The 16,228-nt window shown below is 68.6% G+C and carries 19 protein-coding genes; 6 read left to right on the top strand and 13 right to left on the bottom strand.

What is annotated here, in order from left to right; translation table 11 throughout:
- Positions 1 to 178 precede the first annotated feature (178 nt).
- Entirely contained in the window at positions 179 to 997 is an 819-nt protein-coding gene (locus AB4083_RS06540; protein WP_441606964.1) for a DUF2884 family protein, read from the bottom strand.
- Between the two features lie 185 nt (positions 998 to 1,182).
- Here AB4083_RS06540 and AB4083_RS06535 point away from each other — a divergent pair, with 185 nt between their 5' ends.
- Complete coding sequence (locus tag AB4083_RS06535; protein WP_441606963.1) at positions 1,183 to 2,841, top strand: FAD-binding dehydrogenase; 1,659 nt, start codon at positions 1,183 to 1,185, stop codon at positions 2,839 to 2,841.
- Positions 2,838 to 3,860, top strand: a complete 1,023-nt coding sequence (locus AB4083_RS06530) for a 2-dehydropantoate 2-reductase (RefSeq protein WP_441606962.1) — start codon at positions 2,838 to 2,840, stop codon at positions 3,858 to 3,860. The genes AB4083_RS06535 and AB4083_RS06530 overlap by 4 nt, the downstream gene beginning before the upstream one ends.
- Before the next feature lie 97 nt (positions 3,861 to 3,957).
- Here AB4083_RS06530 and AB4083_RS06525 read toward each other — a convergent pair whose 3' ends face one another.
- The 8 genes from AB4083_RS06525 to AB4083_RS06490 form a co-directional block, all read right to left on the bottom strand.
- A complete protein-coding gene (locus AB4083_RS06525) occupies positions 3,958 to 5,187 on the bottom strand; it encodes a low temperature requirement protein A (protein ID WP_441606961.1) in 1,230 nt (409 codons plus the stop codon).
- Between the two features lie 66 nt (positions 5,188 to 5,253).
- The gene (locus AB4083_RS06520) at positions 5,254 to 5,589 is read right to left on the bottom strand and encodes a DUF2845 domain-containing protein (protein ID WP_441606960.1); all 336 of its coding nucleotides are present in this window, start codon (positions 5,587 to 5,589) and stop codon (positions 5,254 to 5,256) included.
- 245 nt (positions 5,590 to 5,834) lie between these two features.
- Complete coding sequence (locus AB4083_RS06515; protein WP_441606959.1) at positions 5,835 to 6,401, bottom strand: DUF924 family protein; 567 nt, start codon at positions 6,399 to 6,401, stop codon at positions 5,835 to 5,837.
- Between the two features lie 6 nt (positions 6,402 to 6,407).
- Complete coding sequence (locus AB4083_RS06510; protein WP_441606958.1) at positions 6,408 to 6,845, bottom strand: DUF2383 domain-containing protein; 438 nt, start codon at positions 6,843 to 6,845, stop codon at positions 6,408 to 6,410.
- Positions 6,846 to 6,974: 129 nt separating this feature from the next.
- Positions 6,975 to 7,730, bottom strand: a complete 756-nt coding sequence (locus tag AB4083_RS06505) for a DUF2884 family protein (protein ID WP_441606957.1) — start codon at positions 7,728 to 7,730, stop codon at positions 6,975 to 6,977.
- Between the two features lie 69 nt (positions 7,731 to 7,799).
- Complete coding sequence (locus AB4083_RS06500) at positions 7,800 to 8,273, bottom strand: hypothetical protein (RefSeq protein WP_441606956.1); 474 nt, start codon at positions 8,271 to 8,273, stop codon at positions 7,800 to 7,802.
- Positions 8,273 to 8,833, bottom strand: coding sequence for a peroxiredoxin (locus AB4083_RS06495; RefSeq protein ID WP_441606955.1), 561 nt, complete (start codon positions 8,831 to 8,833; stop codon positions 8,273 to 8,275). The genes AB4083_RS06500 and AB4083_RS06495 overlap by 1 nt, the downstream gene beginning before the upstream one ends.
- A 133-nt stretch (positions 8,834 to 8,966) precedes the next feature.
- Positions 8,967 to 9,425: a hypothetical protein gene (locus AB4083_RS06490; protein WP_441606954.1), complete on the bottom strand. Its 459-nt coding sequence runs from the start codon at positions 9,423 to 9,425 to the stop codon at positions 8,967 to 8,969.
- Positions 9,426 to 9,625: 200 nt separating this feature from the next.
- Between AB4083_RS06490 and AB4083_RS06485 the strand changes: the two genes are divergently transcribed.
- From AB4083_RS06485 to AB4083_RS06475, 3 genes are all read left to right on the top strand, one after another.
- Entirely contained in the window at positions 9,626 to 9,964 is a 339-nt protein-coding gene (locus tag AB4083_RS06485) for a glycine zipper 2TM domain-containing protein (protein WP_441606953.1), read from the top strand.
- A gap of 32 nt (positions 9,965 to 9,996) precedes the next feature.
- Positions 9,997 to 10,410 carry a universal stress protein gene (locus AB4083_RS06480; RefSeq protein ID WP_441606952.1) on the top strand — a complete coding sequence of 138 codons (414 nt, stop codon included), beginning with the start codon at positions 9,997 to 9,999 and terminating at the stop codon, positions 10,408 to 10,410.
- Between the two features lie 342 nt (positions 10,411 to 10,752).
- Positions 10,753 to 11,574, top strand: coding sequence for a ferritin-like domain-containing protein (locus AB4083_RS06475; RefSeq protein ID WP_441606951.1), 822 nt, complete (start codon positions 10,753 to 10,755; stop codon positions 11,572 to 11,574).
- 155 nt (positions 11,575 to 11,729) lie between these two features.
- Here AB4083_RS06475 and AB4083_RS06470 read toward each other — a convergent pair whose 3' ends face one another.
- The 4 genes from AB4083_RS06470 to AB4083_RS06455 all read right to left on the bottom strand — a co-directional run bounded on the left by AB4083_RS06470 (position 11,730) and on the right by AB4083_RS06455 (position 14,205).
- Entirely contained in the window at positions 11,730 to 11,993 is a 264-nt protein-coding gene (locus AB4083_RS06470) for a hypothetical protein (protein WP_441606950.1), read from the bottom strand.
- Positions 11,994 to 12,003: 10 nt separating this feature from the next.
- Entirely contained in the window at positions 12,004 to 12,462 is a 459-nt protein-coding gene (locus AB4083_RS06465; RefSeq protein ID WP_441606949.1) for a DUF6491 family protein, read from the bottom strand.
- 66 nt (positions 12,463 to 12,528) lie between these two features.
- The gene (locus AB4083_RS06460; RefSeq protein WP_441606948.1) at positions 12,529 to 13,266 is read right to left on the bottom strand and encodes a hypothetical protein; all 738 of its coding nucleotides are present in this window, start codon (positions 13,264 to 13,266) and stop codon (positions 12,529 to 12,531) included.
- Positions 13,267 to 13,329: 63 nt separating this feature from the next.
- Entirely contained in the window at positions 13,330 to 14,205 is an 876-nt protein-coding gene (locus AB4083_RS06455; RefSeq protein ID WP_441606947.1) for a LytTR family DNA-binding domain-containing protein, read from the bottom strand.
- Between the two features lie 166 nt (positions 14,206 to 14,371).
- On the opposite strand from AB4083_RS06455, the gene AB4083_RS06450 reads away from it, so the two are divergent.
- On the top strand, positions 14,372 to 16,201 hold the full coding sequence (locus AB4083_RS06450; RefSeq protein WP_441606946.1) for an FAD-dependent oxidoreductase: 1,830 nt from the start codon (positions 14,372 to 14,374) through the stop codon (positions 16,199 to 16,201).
- Positions 16,202 to 16,228: the final 27 nt, after the last annotated feature.

The following is a 16,228-nucleotide window of genomic DNA, read 5'->3' as shown; positions in this document are numbered from 1 at the left end:
AGGGGCGTCCATCCGGGGGAGACAGACTTCAAGCCTAGCAGGCGCGCGCGCACGGCCGGAACCGCGCACGCACCCGCACAAACCGCACGCATAAAAAAGCCGCGCCATGGGGATGAACGCGGCGTGGAGTAGAGCGTCCGTTGGGGGGAACGGCCGGAGCGCTCCGTTTCGCCTCGACTCAGCGCGAGGCGACGTCCGGGTCCTTCTTGGCCGGCGTCTTGTCGTTGTCCTTGTCGTACTTGACCAGTTGCAGGCGCGAACCGTCGGCGAGGCGGAACTGGAACTGCTGCTGCAGCTGGTCGAGCGCCTGCAGGCGCGGGCACAAGGCCTTGGCCCGATCGCTCAGATGGTCGGCGCGCGCGTTGATCTCGCGGTCGATGCTCTTGTCCAGCGAGTCGGCGCGCGCTTCCAGCGCCGCCACCTTGGACTGGTCGCCGCTCAGCGCCGCCGTGACCGCGCTGGCGGTGACCTTGCCGACCAGGTCGCCGACGGTCTCTTCCACGCTGTCGGTCAGCGCCTCGCTGACCGCGCCGTGTTTCCACACGCCGCGGCCGAGCGAGCCGTCGATATCGGCGATCGCCTGCGCGTGGCGGCGATCCAGGCGCTCGGTAAGCTTGCGGCGCTCACCGTCGCCTTCGGCGAAGGTCGCCATCACGGTGCGCATCGAAGCGAAGCCGATGTCCACGCCTTCGCGCGCGATGCCGGCCACTTCGGGCAGCAGGGTGCGCACATTGCTTTCGTACTGGCGCAGGCGCGCGGCGTCGCCGGCGGAGACGGCGATCTCGCGGTCGTCCACGCGCAGCTGGCCGTCGTGCATGAACACGTTCGACGGCTTGCCGTCGTCGCGCTGGAAGCGGATGCCGGTGGCGTCGACGCGCACGTCGTACGAGGTCGCGTAGCCGCAACTGGTGTTGTCGATATGCATCTCGCGGGCCTGCGCCGGCAGGGTCATGGCCAGGCCGAGCGCAAGCGCGGTGGCGGCGAACGTGATGCGCATGGTCGATCCCCTCATGGCGCGGGCCGGCCCTCCGCCGGCCCATGTCGGCACGATGCGTCGGCGCGGGCCGCAACGGCATGGGCCAGCCGTCATGCCCTGCCATCGGTCACATGCGGCGTCGCGCATAGGCAGGCGCGCGCCAAGCCGCTAAGTTGGCCGGACCATCGGCCAAGGGAAGCATCCACATGCGGGACGGCTGGGACGTGATCGTGATCGGGGCCGGCCTGGCCGGACTGGCGGCGGCGACCGAACTGGCCGATGCCGGGCGGCGGGTGCTGGTGCTGGAACAGGAGCCGGAACAGAGCCTGGGCGGCCAGGCGTTCTGGTCGTTCGGCGGGCTGTTCTTCGTCGACTCGCCCGAGCAGCGCCGCATGGGCGTGCGCGACTCGCATGCGCTGGCGCTGGCCGACTGGATGGGCACGGCCGCGTTCGACCGGCCGGAGGACCACTGGCCGCGGCGCTGGGCCGAGGCTTATGTCGATTTCGCCGCCGGCGAGAAGCGCGCCTGGCTGCATGGCATGGGCATGCGCTGGTTCCCGGTGGTGGGTTGGGCCGAACGCGGCGGGCATGGGTCATACGGGCATGGCAATTCGGTGCCGCGCTTCCATGTCACCTGGGGCACCGGGCCAGGCGTATTGGAGCCGTTCGTGCGGCGCGCCCGCGCGGCACAGGCGAAGGGGCTGATCGAATTCGCGTTCCGCCATCGGGTGGACGAGCTGCTGGTGGAAGGCGGTGCGGTGGTCGGCGCGCGCGGCGTGGTGCTGGCGCCGGATGGGATCGAGCGCGGCCGGCCGAGCACGCGTGAGGTGGCAGCGGATTTCGAAAAACGCGCGCAGGCGGTGATCGTCGCCTCTGGCGGCATCGGCGCCAATCACGAGCTGGTGCGCCGGCATTGGCCCAGCCGTCTTGGCCCGGCGCCCGCGCACATGCTGTGCGGCGTGCCGGCGCATGTGGACGGACGCATGCTGGCGATCAGCGAGGCGGCCGGCGCGCAGCTGATCAATCGCGACCGCATGTGGCATTACGTCGAGGGCATCGAGAACTGGAATCCGATCTGGCCGGACCATGCGATCCGCATCCTGCCCGGCCCGTCCTCGCTGTGGTTCGACGCCACCGGCCGGCGCCTGCCCGGCCCGCTGTGGCCAGGCTTCGACACCATGGGCACGCTGGCCTGGCTGCGCCAGACCGGCTACGACTACAGCTGGTTCGTGCTGGACCAGCAGATCATCCGGCGCGAGTTCGCGCTGTCCGGCTCCGAACAGAATCCGGATCTCACCGGCAAGAGCTGGCGCCAGGTCGCCAGGCGCGCCATCGGCAAGGGCGCGCCCGCGCCGGTGGAAGCGTTCAAGCAGCACGGCCGCGACTTCATCGTGCGCGACACGCTGGAGGAGCTGGTAGCCGGCATGAATGCGCTGGCCGGCAACGAGCTGCTCGACGTGGCGGCACTGCGGCGCGAGATCGAGACGCGCGACCTGCAGTTCGACAACCCCTATGCCAAAGACGCCCAGGTGATGGCGATCCATAACGCGCGGCGCTATCGCGGCGACAAGCTGGTGCGCGTGGCCAAGCCGCACCGTCTGCTCGATCCGGCCAACGGGCCGTTGATCGCGGTGCGTTTGCATGTGCTGACGCGCAAGACGCTGGGCGGCCTCGAAACCGACCTGCAGGCACGCGTACTGGCGCCGGATGGACAACCCCTGCCCGGCTTGTACGCCGTGGGCGAGGCGGCGGGCTTCGGTGGCGGTGGACTGCACGGCTATCGCGCGCTGGAAGGAAGCTTCCTGGGCGGCTGCCTGTTCTCCGGCCGCGTCGCGGGGCGTGCCGCAGCGGCAGCGGTGGCTTGAGCGCTGCCGCTGACATCGTCGTCTACGGCACCGGCAGCGTCGGTGGTTATCTGGGCGGGCGGCTGCATGGCCACGCCGCGGTGCGCTTCATCGTGCGCGAACGGATGCTGCGCACGCTGCGCGAGTGCGGCATGACGTTGACCGATCTGCATGGCTTCGAGCGGATGATCGACGGCGCGGCGCTGGATCTGCGCACCGCGCCGGCGGACGCCATCGCTCCGCTGGTGCTGGTGACGGTGAAATCCGGCGATACGCCGCAGGCGGCGCGGGAGCTGGCCGCGGTGCTGCCGCCGGATGCGCTGGTGATCAGTTTCCAGAATGGCCTGCATAACGCCGATGCCTTGCGCGACGCCCTGCCCGGCCGCACGGTGCTGGCGGGCATGGTGCCGTTCAACGTGCTGCAGCGGGAACCGGGTGCGTTCCATCAAGGTTCCAGCGGCGAGCTGATGGTGGAGGAACACCCGGCGCTGCAACGCTATCTGCCCGTGTTCGCCGCCGCTGACCTGCCGCTCGAGCCGCGGCGCGATATGGCGGCGGTGCAGCGGGCGAAGCTGCTGTTCAATCTCAACAACGCGATCAATGCGCTGTCGGACTTACCGCTGCGCGACGAGCTGGCCCGGCGCGGCTGGCGGCGCTGCCTGGCGTTGGCACAAGGCGAGGCGCTGGCGATCTTCGGGCACCTGGATCTGCCGGTGGCGAAGCTCACCCCGCTGCCACCGGGCTGGCTGCCCGCGCTGCTGAAGCTGCCCGATGCGCTGTTCGCACGCCTGGCCTCACGGATGCTGGCGATCGATCCGCTGGCGCGCTCGTCCACCTGGGAAGACCTGCAGGCGGGGCGGCGGACCGAGGTCGATGCGCTGCATGGAGCGGTGGTCGAGCTGGCCGAACGCGCGGGGCGGCGGGCGCCGGTCAATCAGCGCATCGTCGAGCTGGTGCGCGAGGCGGAGACGAAACCGGTGGTGTGGACGTCGGAACGCTTGCTGGGCGAGCTGCGCGAGGCTTCGAGCCGTCCGACCTGAATCACCGGCCGGCGCAGGTTGGGGTGAGCGCAGCGAACCCCAACAGCCGCATGTCGTGCACGTTGGGGTTCGCTGTGCTCACCCCAACCTACGTCCATCATTGATGCTCCGCCTGTCCGGCCAGATGTCGCCGCATGTCGCGCAGCGACAGCGTCTCCCACACCGCCACCAGCAGCAGCACCACCGTGGTGAGCGTGGCCAGCCAGAACACCGACAACTGCAAGGCCGGCACCACCAGCAAGGCCAGCAGCCCCAGCCCCACCAGATGCGACAGCGGAAAGTTGCAGCGCCCCGCGGTCATCTTGAACAACGCGTTGCCCAGCAGATAAAGCATCGGCCCGCCGATCAGCACGATCATCGCCGGTATCTCGCAGCGCGCATGCGGATGGCTGAGGCTCAACTCGTCGCCCACCGCGCTGACCACGATGCCGGCGATGATCGGCAGGTGCATATAGGTATAGGCCAGGCGCGCCGTGCGCCCCGGATCCGCCGCGTGGCGGATCGCGCGGCTGCCACGCTCGGCGCCGAGGTCGAAATAGATCCACCACATCGCCACGCAGCCCAGGAAGGCCGCCACGAAGGCGGGCGCCGCGTCGGCCATGGCGCTGGAATCGGCGAAGCTCGAACCGGTCACCACCAGCGATTCGCCCAGCGCGATGATTACGAACAGGCTGCAGCGTTCGGCGAAGTGGCCGCCTTCAATATCCCAGTCGGCGGTGCTCGAACGACCCAGGCCCGGCACATAGAAATAGGCGGCTGGCCCGAGGTATTCGATGCCGAGCGCGGCGATCCACCACAGGAAGCGCGGCATGCCGTCCTGCCATGCGCCGACCAGCCAGCACGCGCCGGCCACGCACAGCCACAGCAGGATGCGCATGAAGTTCGTGCGCTGCTGCAGCGTGCCGCCGCGGTGCAGCGCCCACACCATGAACAGCGAACGGCCCACCTGCATCGCCACATAGGCGCCGGCGAACAGCAGGCCACGCTCGCCGAACGCCTGCGGCAGCGAGGCCGACAGCAGCAGGCCGGCGAAAGTCAGCGCCAGCATCATCGCGCGCACCGCGATGCGGTCCGGGTCCAGCCAGTTGGTAACCCAGCCGGTGAAGATCCATACCCACCACACCGCCAGGAACAGCAGCAGCACGTGCGCCGCGCCCAGCAGGCTGAGGTCGTGCAGCAACGTGTGGGAAAGCTGGGTCACGGCATAGACGAACACCAGATCGAAGAACAGCTCGATATTCGTCACCTTGCCGTGGCTGCCCGCGACGCGCGCGCGCAGCAGGCCGGACGGTGAGACGTGCGAAGAAGGCTTCGGCGTGGCGGACATGGCGGGCTTCCCTGGAGGCCATCTATTTATGGCACGGCATGCGTGCGTCGACCACCGCTGGCGTGGTCATTCGATACGGGCGACCTTGCCTTGCACGATCACCACGGTGACGGTGCGGCGCCCCTGCCGATATTGCCAGCGCTCGCCTTCGACCGCCTTGCCGGCGGCGGTTTTCGCGCGCTGCCCGCCCTTGCTGCTGCGCTTATGTTTCGGCTGCTTCGCCGCAGCTTTGCCCGCCGCTTTCCCCGCACCACTCACCTTGTGCACCGGCTGCCCCAGCAGCTCGACGACGCGCGCCGCGCTGTCGCCGGTGACCAGCACCTGCTGGCCGACGCGCAAGCTGTCCGCCTGCGCCGGCGCCGCCACGCAGAGAAAGAGGATCACCCATATCCAGAAACGCATGATTCACTCCCATGGCGCCACGAGCGCCGTGGGAGTGAATTTAAGTTTGTGCGGCGGAAAGCATCAGCGGCGCATGCCGTCACGATATGTAAGGCATTGCCGTGCGGACAGGCAGGCTCAGTTGCTGAGTTCCTCGATCCTGGTCACCTTGCCGCCGATCACGCGGTAACGCTGGCTACGCCAGCACGGACATCGGAACGAGACCGCGCGTGGTGAAATTCCTTTCCAGGCGGGGATGAGGGAACTCAGAAACCGGCGCCGGGCTGGGCCAGGTAGTGCAGCTCTTCCGGCGTGCAGACGCGGCCGAGCACGGCATTGCGGTGCGGAAAGCGGCCGAAGCGTTCGATCACCTCGCGGTGGCGCTGCGCATAGCCGAGATAATTGGCGTAGACGGCCTCGCCGGGAAACGCCGCACAGGTGGCTTCGGCGAGCGCCACGCTGCGGTCCTGCAAGGCCAGGTCCTCGGCATGCTCCAGCGGCAGGTAGGCGAACACGCGCCAGGCCGGCGGCAGCCGTTGGTCGAAGCCCTGCGCGATGCCTTCCAGTGCAAGCCGCTGCGCCTTGGCGTCGCAGGCGAAGGTCCGCGGATCGCCGCGATGCAGGTTGCGGCTGAACTGGTCGAGCACCAGCAGCAGGGCGATCCAGCCTTCGGGCAGCGCGATCCAGCGGTCCAGCTCGCCGCGCGCGGCGGCTTCGTGCAGCGCGCCGAAGCGGGTGCGGATGGCGTCATCGAAACTATCGTCGCGCTCGAACCAGAGCGCCTCGTGAGCGGGGTCGAACCAGAAGGCCAGCACATCCTGCGCGTCGGTCATGGGTTCTCAGCCGTGGGTGGTGCCAGCCAGGCAATGCATGTCGCGATGCATACCGTAAAGGCGATCGAGCTGCCGGCCCAGGCCGGCCTCGGTGTGGCCTGCGCGCTGCAGGCGGCGTTCGAAGCTGTGCAGCAGCCCGCACTCGTGGCGCGCCAGGCACTGCACCCAGGCCGTATCCCGATGCGCGGAGAAACGGGTGGACAGGTCCGCCAGCAGCACGCGCAGGGAACCGGTGGGGGTGCCGCGCTGTGCCGGATCGCTGCCGTCGGCGCGCACCTGCGCCTGCAGGTCGGCGATCAGCGAATCCAGCGTCTGCAGGTTTTCGAACAGCAGGATCTGCAGCGCCGGATCGCGTACCCGCTCCAGGGCCCGCCGATGCAGGTCGCGGTCGTCGATACCGCGACGGATCAGGGCGTTGAATAGAGTCTGGTCGAGATGCGACACGGCGACCGCCTCCGGGCGGTTCGGTGCAAAAACGGGTTGGCGATGGTGGCTATGCTCGGACGCGCTGACTTAGCGGCGCATTAATCCCCGGATGCTCGCCGCGCTGCACTCAGCCACGGTTTGCCCGGCTCATTGCGCGATCTGCAAAAGGTTCAGCGCTTGTCCGTTGGCGCCCTTTACGCCCTGCTGCAATTCGGCCAGGCGGCGCAGCGACGGGCACAGGGCCTGGATCTGCGGGCGCAGCGCCTGCATGCGCTGCTCCAGGCGGGGGCGCAGCTGGGTGGCCAGGTCGCCGGCGCGGTCGCGCAGGCTGGCGGCGGCCTGCATGTCGCCGCTCAGGGCGGCCTGCACCGCCTGCTGGCCGAGGTCGCCGGCCAGTACCGGCAACAGGTCGTTGGCGATCTGGCTGGCGTACTGGTCGGCCAGGTCGCCCTGCCAGTCGTGGGTACTCTGGCTGGCATCGATGCGCTGCTTCAGCTCGGCCACGCGCGTGTCCAGGCGTTGATTCAGCTCGGCCATGGAGCCGGCATTCAGGCCCAGCTTGGCCGCTTCTTCGCGCACCGACTGCGCCAGCAGGTCCACCCCGTTGCGCGCGACCGCCTTGGCGCGCGGCGCCAGCGCGCGCAGTTCGCGTTCGAACAGGGCGACGCGGTCCTGGTCTTCCGGGCGCAGCGCGACCGAAGCGCCATCCGTGCGCAGGCTGCCGTCGTGCAGTTCGACATGGAAGGGCGCCGGCTGCGGCCGGTCGAACGACAGCTCCGCCGGCTTCAGCGTCACGTCGTAGCTGCTGCTGGCCTGGCAGGTGGTGGCCAGGTCCTGCGCGTGCAGGCCGAGGCTGGCCAGGGCCAGGAGCGCGAAGGGGACAAACGGGGACCGGCGGCGCATGCGGCTTCCTCGAACAGGAGGCATGCAGCGATAGCTCGCCGCCGGACAACCCGGGCTGAACTTGGCGATTCAGCGGCGGCGCGTATGGAACTGCGCGGCGACCGTTGGGCGGCCCATGGTCCAGGCCAGCCACAGCAGCAGCGGCACGCTGACGGCCTTGATGACGATCACCACCTGGAAGGTGCGCCGCGCGCGCTCGACCATCATCAAGGCCACGTCACCGAGCTGCGGGTTGGCCAGCGCCGCCTGCCGGGCCATGTCGAACTGCTCGCGCCCCTGCCACATCAGCACGCCGGAATAGACCGCCCAGCACGCCAGCAGGACCGCCGTCGCGCGCATCGCCAGCCGCGCCCAATCCTGGCGCAGCACGCAACCCGCACAGACCACGATCACGCCCATCGCCGCGGCCAGATAAGCGTAATCGCCGAAACGCAGGTACTGCACGCCGCCATAGGCGGCGAGCAGCAACAGCAACCAGACCGCGACGGGCCACGCGGCGAACCCGCGCGAGTCCGCCGCGTTGTTGCGCACCCTCAACAACATCAGGACGAAGCCTTGTCCGCGGTCTTCAGCGTGCTCAGGTCCGACTGCACCTGGGCCGAGTTCTTCTCCGGGTCGACGTCCTGGTAGACCTTGGCCACCTTGCCTTCCGGATCGATCAGGAAAGTGGTGCGCTTGGCGTACTGCATGCCCATCTTGGAGGTGAGCACGCCGTAGGCGGTGGCCACCTTCTTGTCGCTATCGGCCAGCAGCGGGAACGGCACGTGATACTTGGCGGCGAAGTCGGCATGCGACTTGACGTCGTCCAGGCTCACGCCCACCACCATGGCGCCCGCCTTGCGCAGCTTGGCGACGTCGTCGCGGAAGGTGCACACCTGGGTGGTGCAGCCCGGGGTGAAGTCCTTCGGATAGAAATACAGCACCAGCCAGTGGCCACGGAAATCGGCCGGGGTATGCCACTTGCCGTTCTGGTCCTGCAGGCGGAAATCCGGAGCGGCCTGGCCTGCCTGCGGCAGCGCGGAGGCGGCGCTGTCGTCGGCGAATGCCGGGGCGGCCAGCCCGGTCAGGAACAGCAAGGCGAACAACAGGAAGTTACGACGCATGACGGCACTCCATGGGGAAAAGGGAACTGGCGGAGTGTACGCCTGCGTCCAAAAAGTGGGGCGCCCCGGGGGCGCTCGCTCCCAAAAAAAAGGGCGCCCTAGGGCGCCCTTCGAACATCACTAGATCTGCGCGTTACGGCCGCTTGATGCTGAACTTGCCCACCGACACGCCGAGGTTGACGCCCTCGCCGGTGCCGGCCAGCGCCAGCGAGGTGGTGCCCTTGGTCAGCACCTGCGCCTGGCCGCTCTTGACCACACCGGCCTCGGCACCCGCCTGCGCGTAGTCGCCGAACACATCGTCGATCGAACGCACGTGGCTGATGTCGCCCTTGCCGTCGTCGATGCGGTACTTGCCTGCCGTCAGGCCGCCGCCGATCACTTCGATCTTGACCGTGGCCTTCTGGCCGTTGTCGCAGGTGATGGTGCCGTTGCCCTCGGCGTGCTTGAAGATGAGCGACCAGCCCGAGAGGTTGAACCGCAGCTTGCAATCCACGTTCGCGTCGGCGGCCCGTGCGCTTCCTGTCGCGGCCATGCCGCCCGCCATCGCCATCGCCAGCACCAGAGCCATCATTCCCATCGAACGCTTGATCATGTCGCTCTCCTTTAACTCGGTTGGGTCAGTACCCGTCCGCCATGGTAGGCGCGCTCGCTGAACGGTCGGCGAAGCCGGGTGGTACCGTTCAGCCTTTGACAAGGGCCGTGAGTGCGGCGTGGAAAACGTGTGTTCTTGATCTACCGCTAACGAAAGCCCGCGCAAACTCATGCTCCACCCGGAACCGAAAAGGACGCGCCATGAACACGCGGATCGCAGTCGCCTTCGGCCTTTCCTGCCTGCTGTGCGCCGGCCCTGCGGCGTACGCCCAGAACTCCACCAGCAAACCCCGTACGCGCACGGTGTGCGAGAACGTCACCGTGCAGGACCAGCCCAAGGACCAGCACCAGATCGCCGGCATGGCCATCGGCGCGGTGGCCGGCGGCGTGCTGGGCAACCAGGTCGGCGGCGGCAAGGGCCGCACCCTGGCCACCGTGGCCGGCGCCGTCGGCGGCGGTTACGCGGGCAAGAAGATCCAGGAAAACCAGCAGACCAAGCATACGCATGTCGAGCGCCGCTGCCGCCAGGTTGCATACTGACCTCGGCATCCATGCGCCCGAGGAGGCGGCCCATGAAGTACTCGCTGGTCGGTTATGACGGCTCGCCTTCCTCGCAGCGCGCGCTGCGTTTTGCGCTCGGCCTGGCGCGTGCCTGCGGCGGCCGCGTGCGGGTGGTCAACGCGGTGAAGCTGGTCGAGGGTGCCGCCGATACCTGCGCCCTGCTGATGGCCGACTCCGGCGCGCGGCGCGCCGACGAACTGCTGGCCGACCTGCGCACGCTGCTGCCCGAGGCGGCCGACCTGATCGACGTGGAAGTGATGTCCGGCTGCCCCGGCGAGGTGCTGCTGGAACAGGTGCGCCTGCATGGCATCGACCACATCGTGATCGGCCACACCGAGCGCGGCGCGCTCGGGCGCTGGTTGCTGGGCTCGGTGTCCGACGACATGCTCGCGCGGGCGCATGTGCCGGTGACGGTGGTGCGCTGATGTGTAGCCCCTCTCCCTCCGGGAGAGGGGTTGGGGTGAGGGTACGGGCGGAGTGAGGCGCGCCGCTCCGGCCGCACCCTCATCCGGCTGCCGCCACCTTCCTCGCTCCTCAAGGCCGGGCACATCCCTGTGCCCTCCCCGCGTGCTCCCGGAGGGAGAAGGATTTCGACTCATAGGGCAGCACAACCTCCGCGCAACTTCTTGCCGCGCCCCGCCTTCCGCCCAGGTCGGCGGTCATTAATCCCAAACCCCGCTCTCGTCGTATGCTCTGTCATATAACAGTCATGCCAGGCCGGCGCGCGCCCCGCTGCGAACGGCCTGGGCCCGCACAGGAAACACCGCGTGAGCTACAACACCTCCATGCCCTGGACTTTGGACAGCCTGGACCTGGACCGCATCGAATTCGAGCGGGTCCGCCACAACGAAGACCTGTTCTTCCTGCTGTGCAGCGCTTCCTTCGTCGAGAGCGGCTCGGATCTGTACACGCACAACCTGGTCGACCACTTCGCCGGCGACGAAGCCTTGCAGACCTGGCTCAGCCAGCACTGGGAACACGAGGAGCTGCAGCACGGCCGCGCCCTCGCCGCCTATGTGCGCAAGGTGTGGCCGGAGTTCGACTGGGAGCGCGGCTTCCAGTCGTTCTGGGACGAATACGGCAAGGTGTGCACCGCCGACGAACTCGAACCCAGCCGCGGCCTGGAACTGGCCGCGCGCTGCGTGGTGGAAGCCGGCACCGCCAGCCTGTACCGCGCGCTCAACGACATCACCGACGAGCCGGTGCTCAAGCAGCTCACCAGCTACATCAAGAGCGACGAAGTGCGGCACTACAAGCACTTCTACCAGCACTACCGGCTGTACCGCGAACGCGAAGGCTTCGGCCGCTACAAGGTGTTCCGCACGCTGCTGCGCCGGGTCAACGAGATCAAGAGCGAGGACAGCGGCATCGCGCTGCGCCACGTGTTCAACCAGTGCTATCCGCAGCACCAGGACAACCAGGCCGAGTACCGGCGCGTCACCGGCCGTGCGCAGGCCCTGCTCCGCCGCAACATCCCCGCCGAGATGACGGTGAAGATGCTGCTCAAGCCGCTGGACCTGCCGCCGCGCCTGCAGGGCATGGTGGAGAAGCCGCTGGCGAAGATGGCGGAGAAGCTGTTTCTCAATTGACGCCGTTGGGGCGTCATCCCGGCGCAAGCCGGGATCCAGTGGCATGACCGCCCGATTATCGCGACAACGTCCAAATCAGCCTTTGGACGTCCAGGCTTTCTTGCAGTCTTCCGCTACTGGATCCCGGCCTGCGCCGGGATGACGGCAGGTGGCGCTCAGTCGTGCCCCACTTCCAGCTCCTGCTCGTGTTCCCGCGTGCTGCCCTCGGGCCAGTGATACCAATCCTCATGCGGCGAGAACTGCCGGCACGACGGGCAGAAGGTGATCTGCCAGCGATAGCTGCAGCCGGGGCAGACGCCGCCGGTCCAGAACGTATTCCACGCCGTGCCGCAGCCGCCCATGCGCGGCGAGCATTGCCAGCGGTCCTCGCCTTGCGGGCGCCAGCTGCAGCGCGGGCAGAAGATCTGCGGCTCGTTCATGGCGCGAGGTTCATGGGTTTGGTTTGTCGCTCGCAGCGGCATCGCGCTGCGCGGACTGGATCTTGCGTTGCTCGTGTTCCACCGACTTCAGTTTCGCCAGATCCACCGGGCGGATCTCGCCGATGGTGCAGGGGAAATCGCGCCGGCCGGTGAGCACCTTGTCGAAGCGCACCTGCACTTCGTTCAAGTTGGAGGTGAGGCCGATGGCGTTGGTGAATTCCAGATCCGGGCACGGTCCCATCACGCTGACCAGATACGCCTCGCTTGGCCGCGTGTAGATCGCCAGCTGGCTGTCGCCCAGCGGCTCCCACGAATACAGCTCGAAGAAACGAAAGCTGCGCACCGGCTCGCGCGCGGCCGCGGCATACGCCGCCTGGCGCGCGCCGATGCGTTGCGCGTACGGGACACTGGAACACGCCGCCACGCTCAGCGTGGCGATGGCGGCGACAACGATACGGTTGGCGAACATGGCATGTCCTCCATCGGAAGGAGACCCGCATCGGAACGCGCGGCGCCGTTCGCGGTGCACCTCAGATCATTTCTTCTTGGCGTTGCCCTTGCCTACCGGCTGCCACTTGTCCGCATCGAAGCCGCCGACTTCGTACACCAGCGTGAGTTTCTTCTCGCCGTCCTGCATGGTGACGTCGATCGACATCTTCTTCGACTTCTGCAGCAGGGCGATAAAGGCCTTGTCGTCGCGGATCATCAGCGCCGGTTCGCCGGTGCTCGGCGCGAACGCCTTGATGCCGGTGTCCTTGCCGTCCACCACCGCCTTGAGCGTGCAGTTGGCCTTGCATACGAAGCCGTGCTCGCCGCCGGCATACAGGAACGCGTTCTGGCCCCACTCGGTATGCCGGCGCAGCACCAGCCGCACGCGGTCGTTGCCGGAGGGCTGGCTGCTGTAGATGGTGGCGGTCGACTGCGTGCCGCCGGACATCGGCGACACCTGGTACAGCCACAGGCCCTGCAGGCGGTTCTTCTCGCTGTTTTCCTTCCAGCGCTTTTCCACTTCCGGCAGGGTCTGCTGCACTTCCTTGGCGGCCTCGCTGTTCGGGTAGCGGCTGACGATCTCCTTGCCCATCGAGGTGGCCATCTCGTCGTTATGGATACGCAGCAGCTGGCGGTAGGTCTCCAGCTTCTGCGCCGACTGGTCGGCCTGCGGCGCCTGGGCCGGCGCGGCGGCCTGGTCGCCGGACTGGGAACAGCCGGCCAGCACGCCGGCGAAAACCAACGTAGCGGCCAGGACGGCGGGGCGGAGGCGCGGCAGGTTCATCGGCGGTACCCGGGAGTTGGAAAGAAGCCAAGAGTGAAACGGCGCGCCCGATGGCGCAACCGCTCATGCCCCGACCGGCGCCTCGCCGAAGCGTTCGCGCAGCTGCGTGCGGTAGCGCCGGCTGCACGGCACCACGGCGCCGTCGCGCATGCGCAGGCGCGCCTCGCCGGCGTCCAGCGGCTCGATCTCGGCCAGGTAGTCGAGGTTGATCGCGTAGCTGCGGTGCACGCGCACGAAGCGGCGCGCGTCCAGGCGCTCCTCGATGCTGGCCATGGTGCTGCGCAGCGGATAGTCGCGGCCGCGCACGTGCAGGTTGACGTAGTTGCCCGAGGCCTGCAGCCATTCGATCTCGCTGGCGTTGACCAGGAACTCCTTGCCCAGCTTGCGCACCAGGAAGCGCTCGGGCCGCTCCACCGGTTCCACCGGCGGGCCTTCGTCCGGTTCGGCCAGCAGGCGCGCCTCGCCCTGCCAGCGCATCAGCCACAGCCGGGCCAGGCTGACCAGGGCGATGATCAGGAAATAGGTGCGGATGTCCTTGAGGTATTCGTAGCCGAAGTTCGGCCACCAGGTGCCGAAGTCGTAGTGCCGCCCCATTGCCGAGTAGACCAGCCCGCGCAGCGCCACCATGCCGCCGACGTGGAGCAGGCTGAACGGCACGCTGGCCAGCAGGTGCCAGGGCAGGCTGGCGCGCCAGCTGTCCAGGCGGAACGGCCAGCGCTGCTCCACCGCCAGCACGGCGGGGATCAGGGCCAGGATCAACAGGCCGCTGCTCCATTCCCAGGTCCAGGGTTCCCAGGCCGGCAGGTGCGGGTTGTCCATCCGCGCGACCACCGCGTTGAACCCCGTATTGAGGAGGGTCACCAGCACCCAGAACGTGCGCACCAGCGGCCGGCGCCAGCGCTGGAAATCCTGGTAGTCGAAGCTGGGTCGGGTTTGCATGGCGGGCATTCTACGGGCGCGACGGCTCGTCACCAGGGTCCGCCATTCGTCCCTCCGGGCCCGCCATCAATCACTTGGCGCTGGGTCCCGCGCCGCGGACGGCACAGCATGCGTGGCATCCGGCGCCGCCGCGCCTTCCACCAGCCCATGCCAAAGAGTCCACGCCATGAACCGCCGCGACCTGCTCAAAGCCTCCCTCGCCCTGCCCCTGCTGCCGCTGGCGTTCCGCGTTGGCGCCGCCATCCCGGGCGCACCCGCCGGGGCGGCGAAGCTGCTCGCCGGTCCGTTGGCCTTCCATCGCGTCCGCCCCGGCCAGCCCGGCTGGCCGGCAGCGGCGCAGTGGGACGGACTGCGCCGCCAGGTGGGTGGACGCCTGCTGCAGCCGCGCTCGCCGTTCGCCGAATGCCCTTCGGCCGCGTGCACCCAGGCGCTGAAGCAGCTCGACAACCCGTTCGCCCTCGGCGACGACCCGGCCCTGACCCAGACCAGCGGCTGGGCCGATGCCTGGATCTCGCAGCCGAGCGCCTACGCCGTGGCCGCCGAGAACGCGGCCGACATCGCCGCCACGGTGAATTTCGCCCGGCAGCACCGCCTGCGCCTGGTGGTGAAGGGCGGCGGCCACAGCTACCAGGGCACCTCGGAGGCGCCGGACTCGCTGCTGGTATGGACCCGCCATATGAACCGGATCGACCTGCACGACGCCTTCGTGCCGCAGGGCGGCGCCGGCCGCGCCGCGCCGCTGCCGGCGGTGAGCGTGCAGTCGGGCGCGCTGTGGATCGACGCGTATGACGCCGTGACCACCCAGGGCCGGCGCTACGTGCAGGGCGGCGGCTGCGCCACCGTGGGTGTGGCCGGGCTGATTCAGAGCGGAGGCTTCGGCAGCTTCTCCAAGGGCTTCGGCAGCGCGGCCGGCAACCTGCTGGAGGCGGAGATCGTCACCGCCGACGGCAAGGTCCGCGTGGTCAACGCCTATAACGACCCGGAACTGTTCTGGGGCATCAAGGGCGGTGGTGGCGGCAGCCTGGGCGTGATCACCCGGCTGACCCTGCGCACCTTCGAGCTGCCGGAGTTCTTCGGCGCGGCGGTGGGCCGGATCAAGGCGTCTTCGCGCGAAGCGTTCCACCTGCTGGTCCGCCAGTTCGTGGCGTTCTACCGCGAGGCGCTGTTCAACCCGCACTGGGGCGAACAGGTCAGTTTCCGCGACGGCGACGCGTTGCAGATCTCGATGGTGTTCCAGGGCCTGACCCAGGAACAGGCGCAGCAGACGTGGGAACCCTTCCTGGCGTGGGTCAAGGCGCGCCAGGAATACAGCGTGGTCGAACCGATCCACACCATCGCCCTGCCCGCCCGCCACTTCTGGGACGCGGCGTTCTTCCGCGAGCACGCGCCGCAGTACATCGTGCCGGACAACCGCCCCGGCGCGCCGGCGCATCACATGATCTGGCGCGGCGATCGTGACCAGGTGGGCTGGTTTATCCACTCTTATCAATCGGCCTGGATGCCGGCCACGCTGCTGCAGCCCGGGCGGCAGGACGCGCTCGCCGATGCGCTGTTCGCCGCCTCGCAGCACTTCGACTACGCGCTGCATTTCAACAAGGGCCTGGCCGGCGCACCGGCCGATGCGATCGAACGCGCGCGCGACACCGCGACGAACCCCGGCATGCTGGAAGCCTTCGCGCTGGCCATCTGCGCCAGCGGCGGCGAACCGGCCTTCACCGGCCTGCCCGGGGCCGCGCCGGAACTGGCCAAGGCGCGCCAGCAGTCGCAGAAGATCGAGCAGGCCATGCAGGCCTTGCTCAAGGTGGCGCCTGATGCAGGCTCCTACGTGTCGGAGAGCGATTATTTCCTGCGCGACTGGCAACAGCGCTTCTGGGGTTCCAACTATCCGCGGCTGGCGGCGGCGAAGCGGCGCTACGATCCGGAAGGCCTGTTCTTCGTGCACCACGGCGTGGGCAGCGAAAGCTGGAGCGCCGACGGCTTCACACGCCACGCGTAGGTTGGGGTGAGCGCAGCGAACCCCAAC

This window comes from Dyella sp. 2RAB6 (assembly GCF_052115385.1).
Lineage (GTDB): Bacteria > Pseudomonadota > Gammaproteobacteria > Xanthomonadales > Rhodanobacteraceae > Dyella_D.
Note: the sequence above shows the minus strand (reverse complement) of the source record. Positions and strands in the feature narration are given on the sequence as shown.

What these genes read in the sequence shown, in the direction of transcription:
- AB4083_RS06540 (WP_441606964.1), bottom strand. Translation starts at nt 997, where the DNA reads ATGCGCATCACGTTCGCCGCCACCGCGCTTGCGCTCGGCCTGGCCATG.
- AB4083_RS06535 (WP_441606963.1), top strand. Translation starts at nt 1,183, where the DNA reads ATGCGGGACGGCTGGGACGTGATCGTGATCGGGGCCGGCCTGGCCGGA.
- AB4083_RS06525 (WP_441606961.1), bottom strand. Translation starts at nt 5,187, where the DNA reads ATGTCCGCCACGCCGAAGCCTTCTTCGCACGTCTCACCGTCCGGCCTG.
- AB4083_RS06520 (WP_441606960.1), bottom strand. Translation starts at nt 5,589, where the DNA reads ATGCGTTTCTGGATATGGGTGATCCTCTTTCTCTGCGTGGCGGCGCCG.
- AB4083_RS06515 (WP_441606959.1), bottom strand. Translation starts at nt 6,401, where the DNA reads ATGACCGACGCGCAGGATGTGCTGGCCTTCTGGTTCGACCCCGCTCAC.
- AB4083_RS06505 (WP_441606957.1), bottom strand. Translation starts at nt 7,730, where the DNA reads ATGCGCCGCCGGTCCCCGTTTGTCCCCTTCGCGCTCCTGGCCCTGGCC.
- AB4083_RS06500 (WP_441606956.1), bottom strand. Translation starts at nt 8,273, where the DNA reads ATGTTGTTGAGGGTGCGCAACAACGCGGCGGACTCGCGCGGGTTCGCC.
- AB4083_RS06495 (WP_441606955.1), bottom strand. Translation starts at nt 8,833, where the DNA reads ATGCGTCGTAACTTCCTGTTGTTCGCCTTGCTGTTCCTGACCGGGCTG.
- AB4083_RS06490 (WP_441606954.1), bottom strand. Translation starts at nt 9,425, where the DNA reads ATGATCAAGCGTTCGATGGGAATGATGGCTCTGGTGCTGGCGATGGCG.
- AB4083_RS06485 (WP_441606953.1), top strand. Translation starts at nt 9,626, where the DNA reads ATGAACACGCGGATCGCAGTCGCCTTCGGCCTTTCCTGCCTGCTGTGC.
- AB4083_RS06480 (WP_441606952.1), top strand. Translation starts at nt 9,997, where the DNA reads ATGAAGTACTCGCTGGTCGGTTATGACGGCTCGCCTTCCTCGCAGCGC.
- AB4083_RS06470 (WP_441606950.1), bottom strand. Translation starts at nt 11,993, where the DNA reads ATGAACGAGCCGCAGATCTTCTGCCCGCGCTGCAGCTGGCGCCCGCAA.
- AB4083_RS06465 (WP_441606949.1), bottom strand. Translation starts at nt 12,462, where the DNA reads ATGTTCGCCAACCGTATCGTTGTCGCCGCCATCGCCACGCTGAGCGTG.
- AB4083_RS06460 (WP_441606948.1), bottom strand. Translation starts at nt 13,266, where the DNA reads ATGAACCTGCCGCGCCTCCGCCCCGCCGTCCTGGCCGCTACGTTGGTT.
- AB4083_RS06455 (WP_441606947.1), bottom strand. Translation starts at nt 14,205, where the DNA reads ATGCAAACCCGACCCAGCTTCGACTACCAGGATTTCCAGCGCTGGCGC.
- AB4083_RS06450 (WP_441606946.1), top strand. Translation starts at nt 14,372, where the DNA reads ATGAACCGCCGCGACCTGCTCAAAGCCTCCCTCGCCCTGCCCCTGCTG.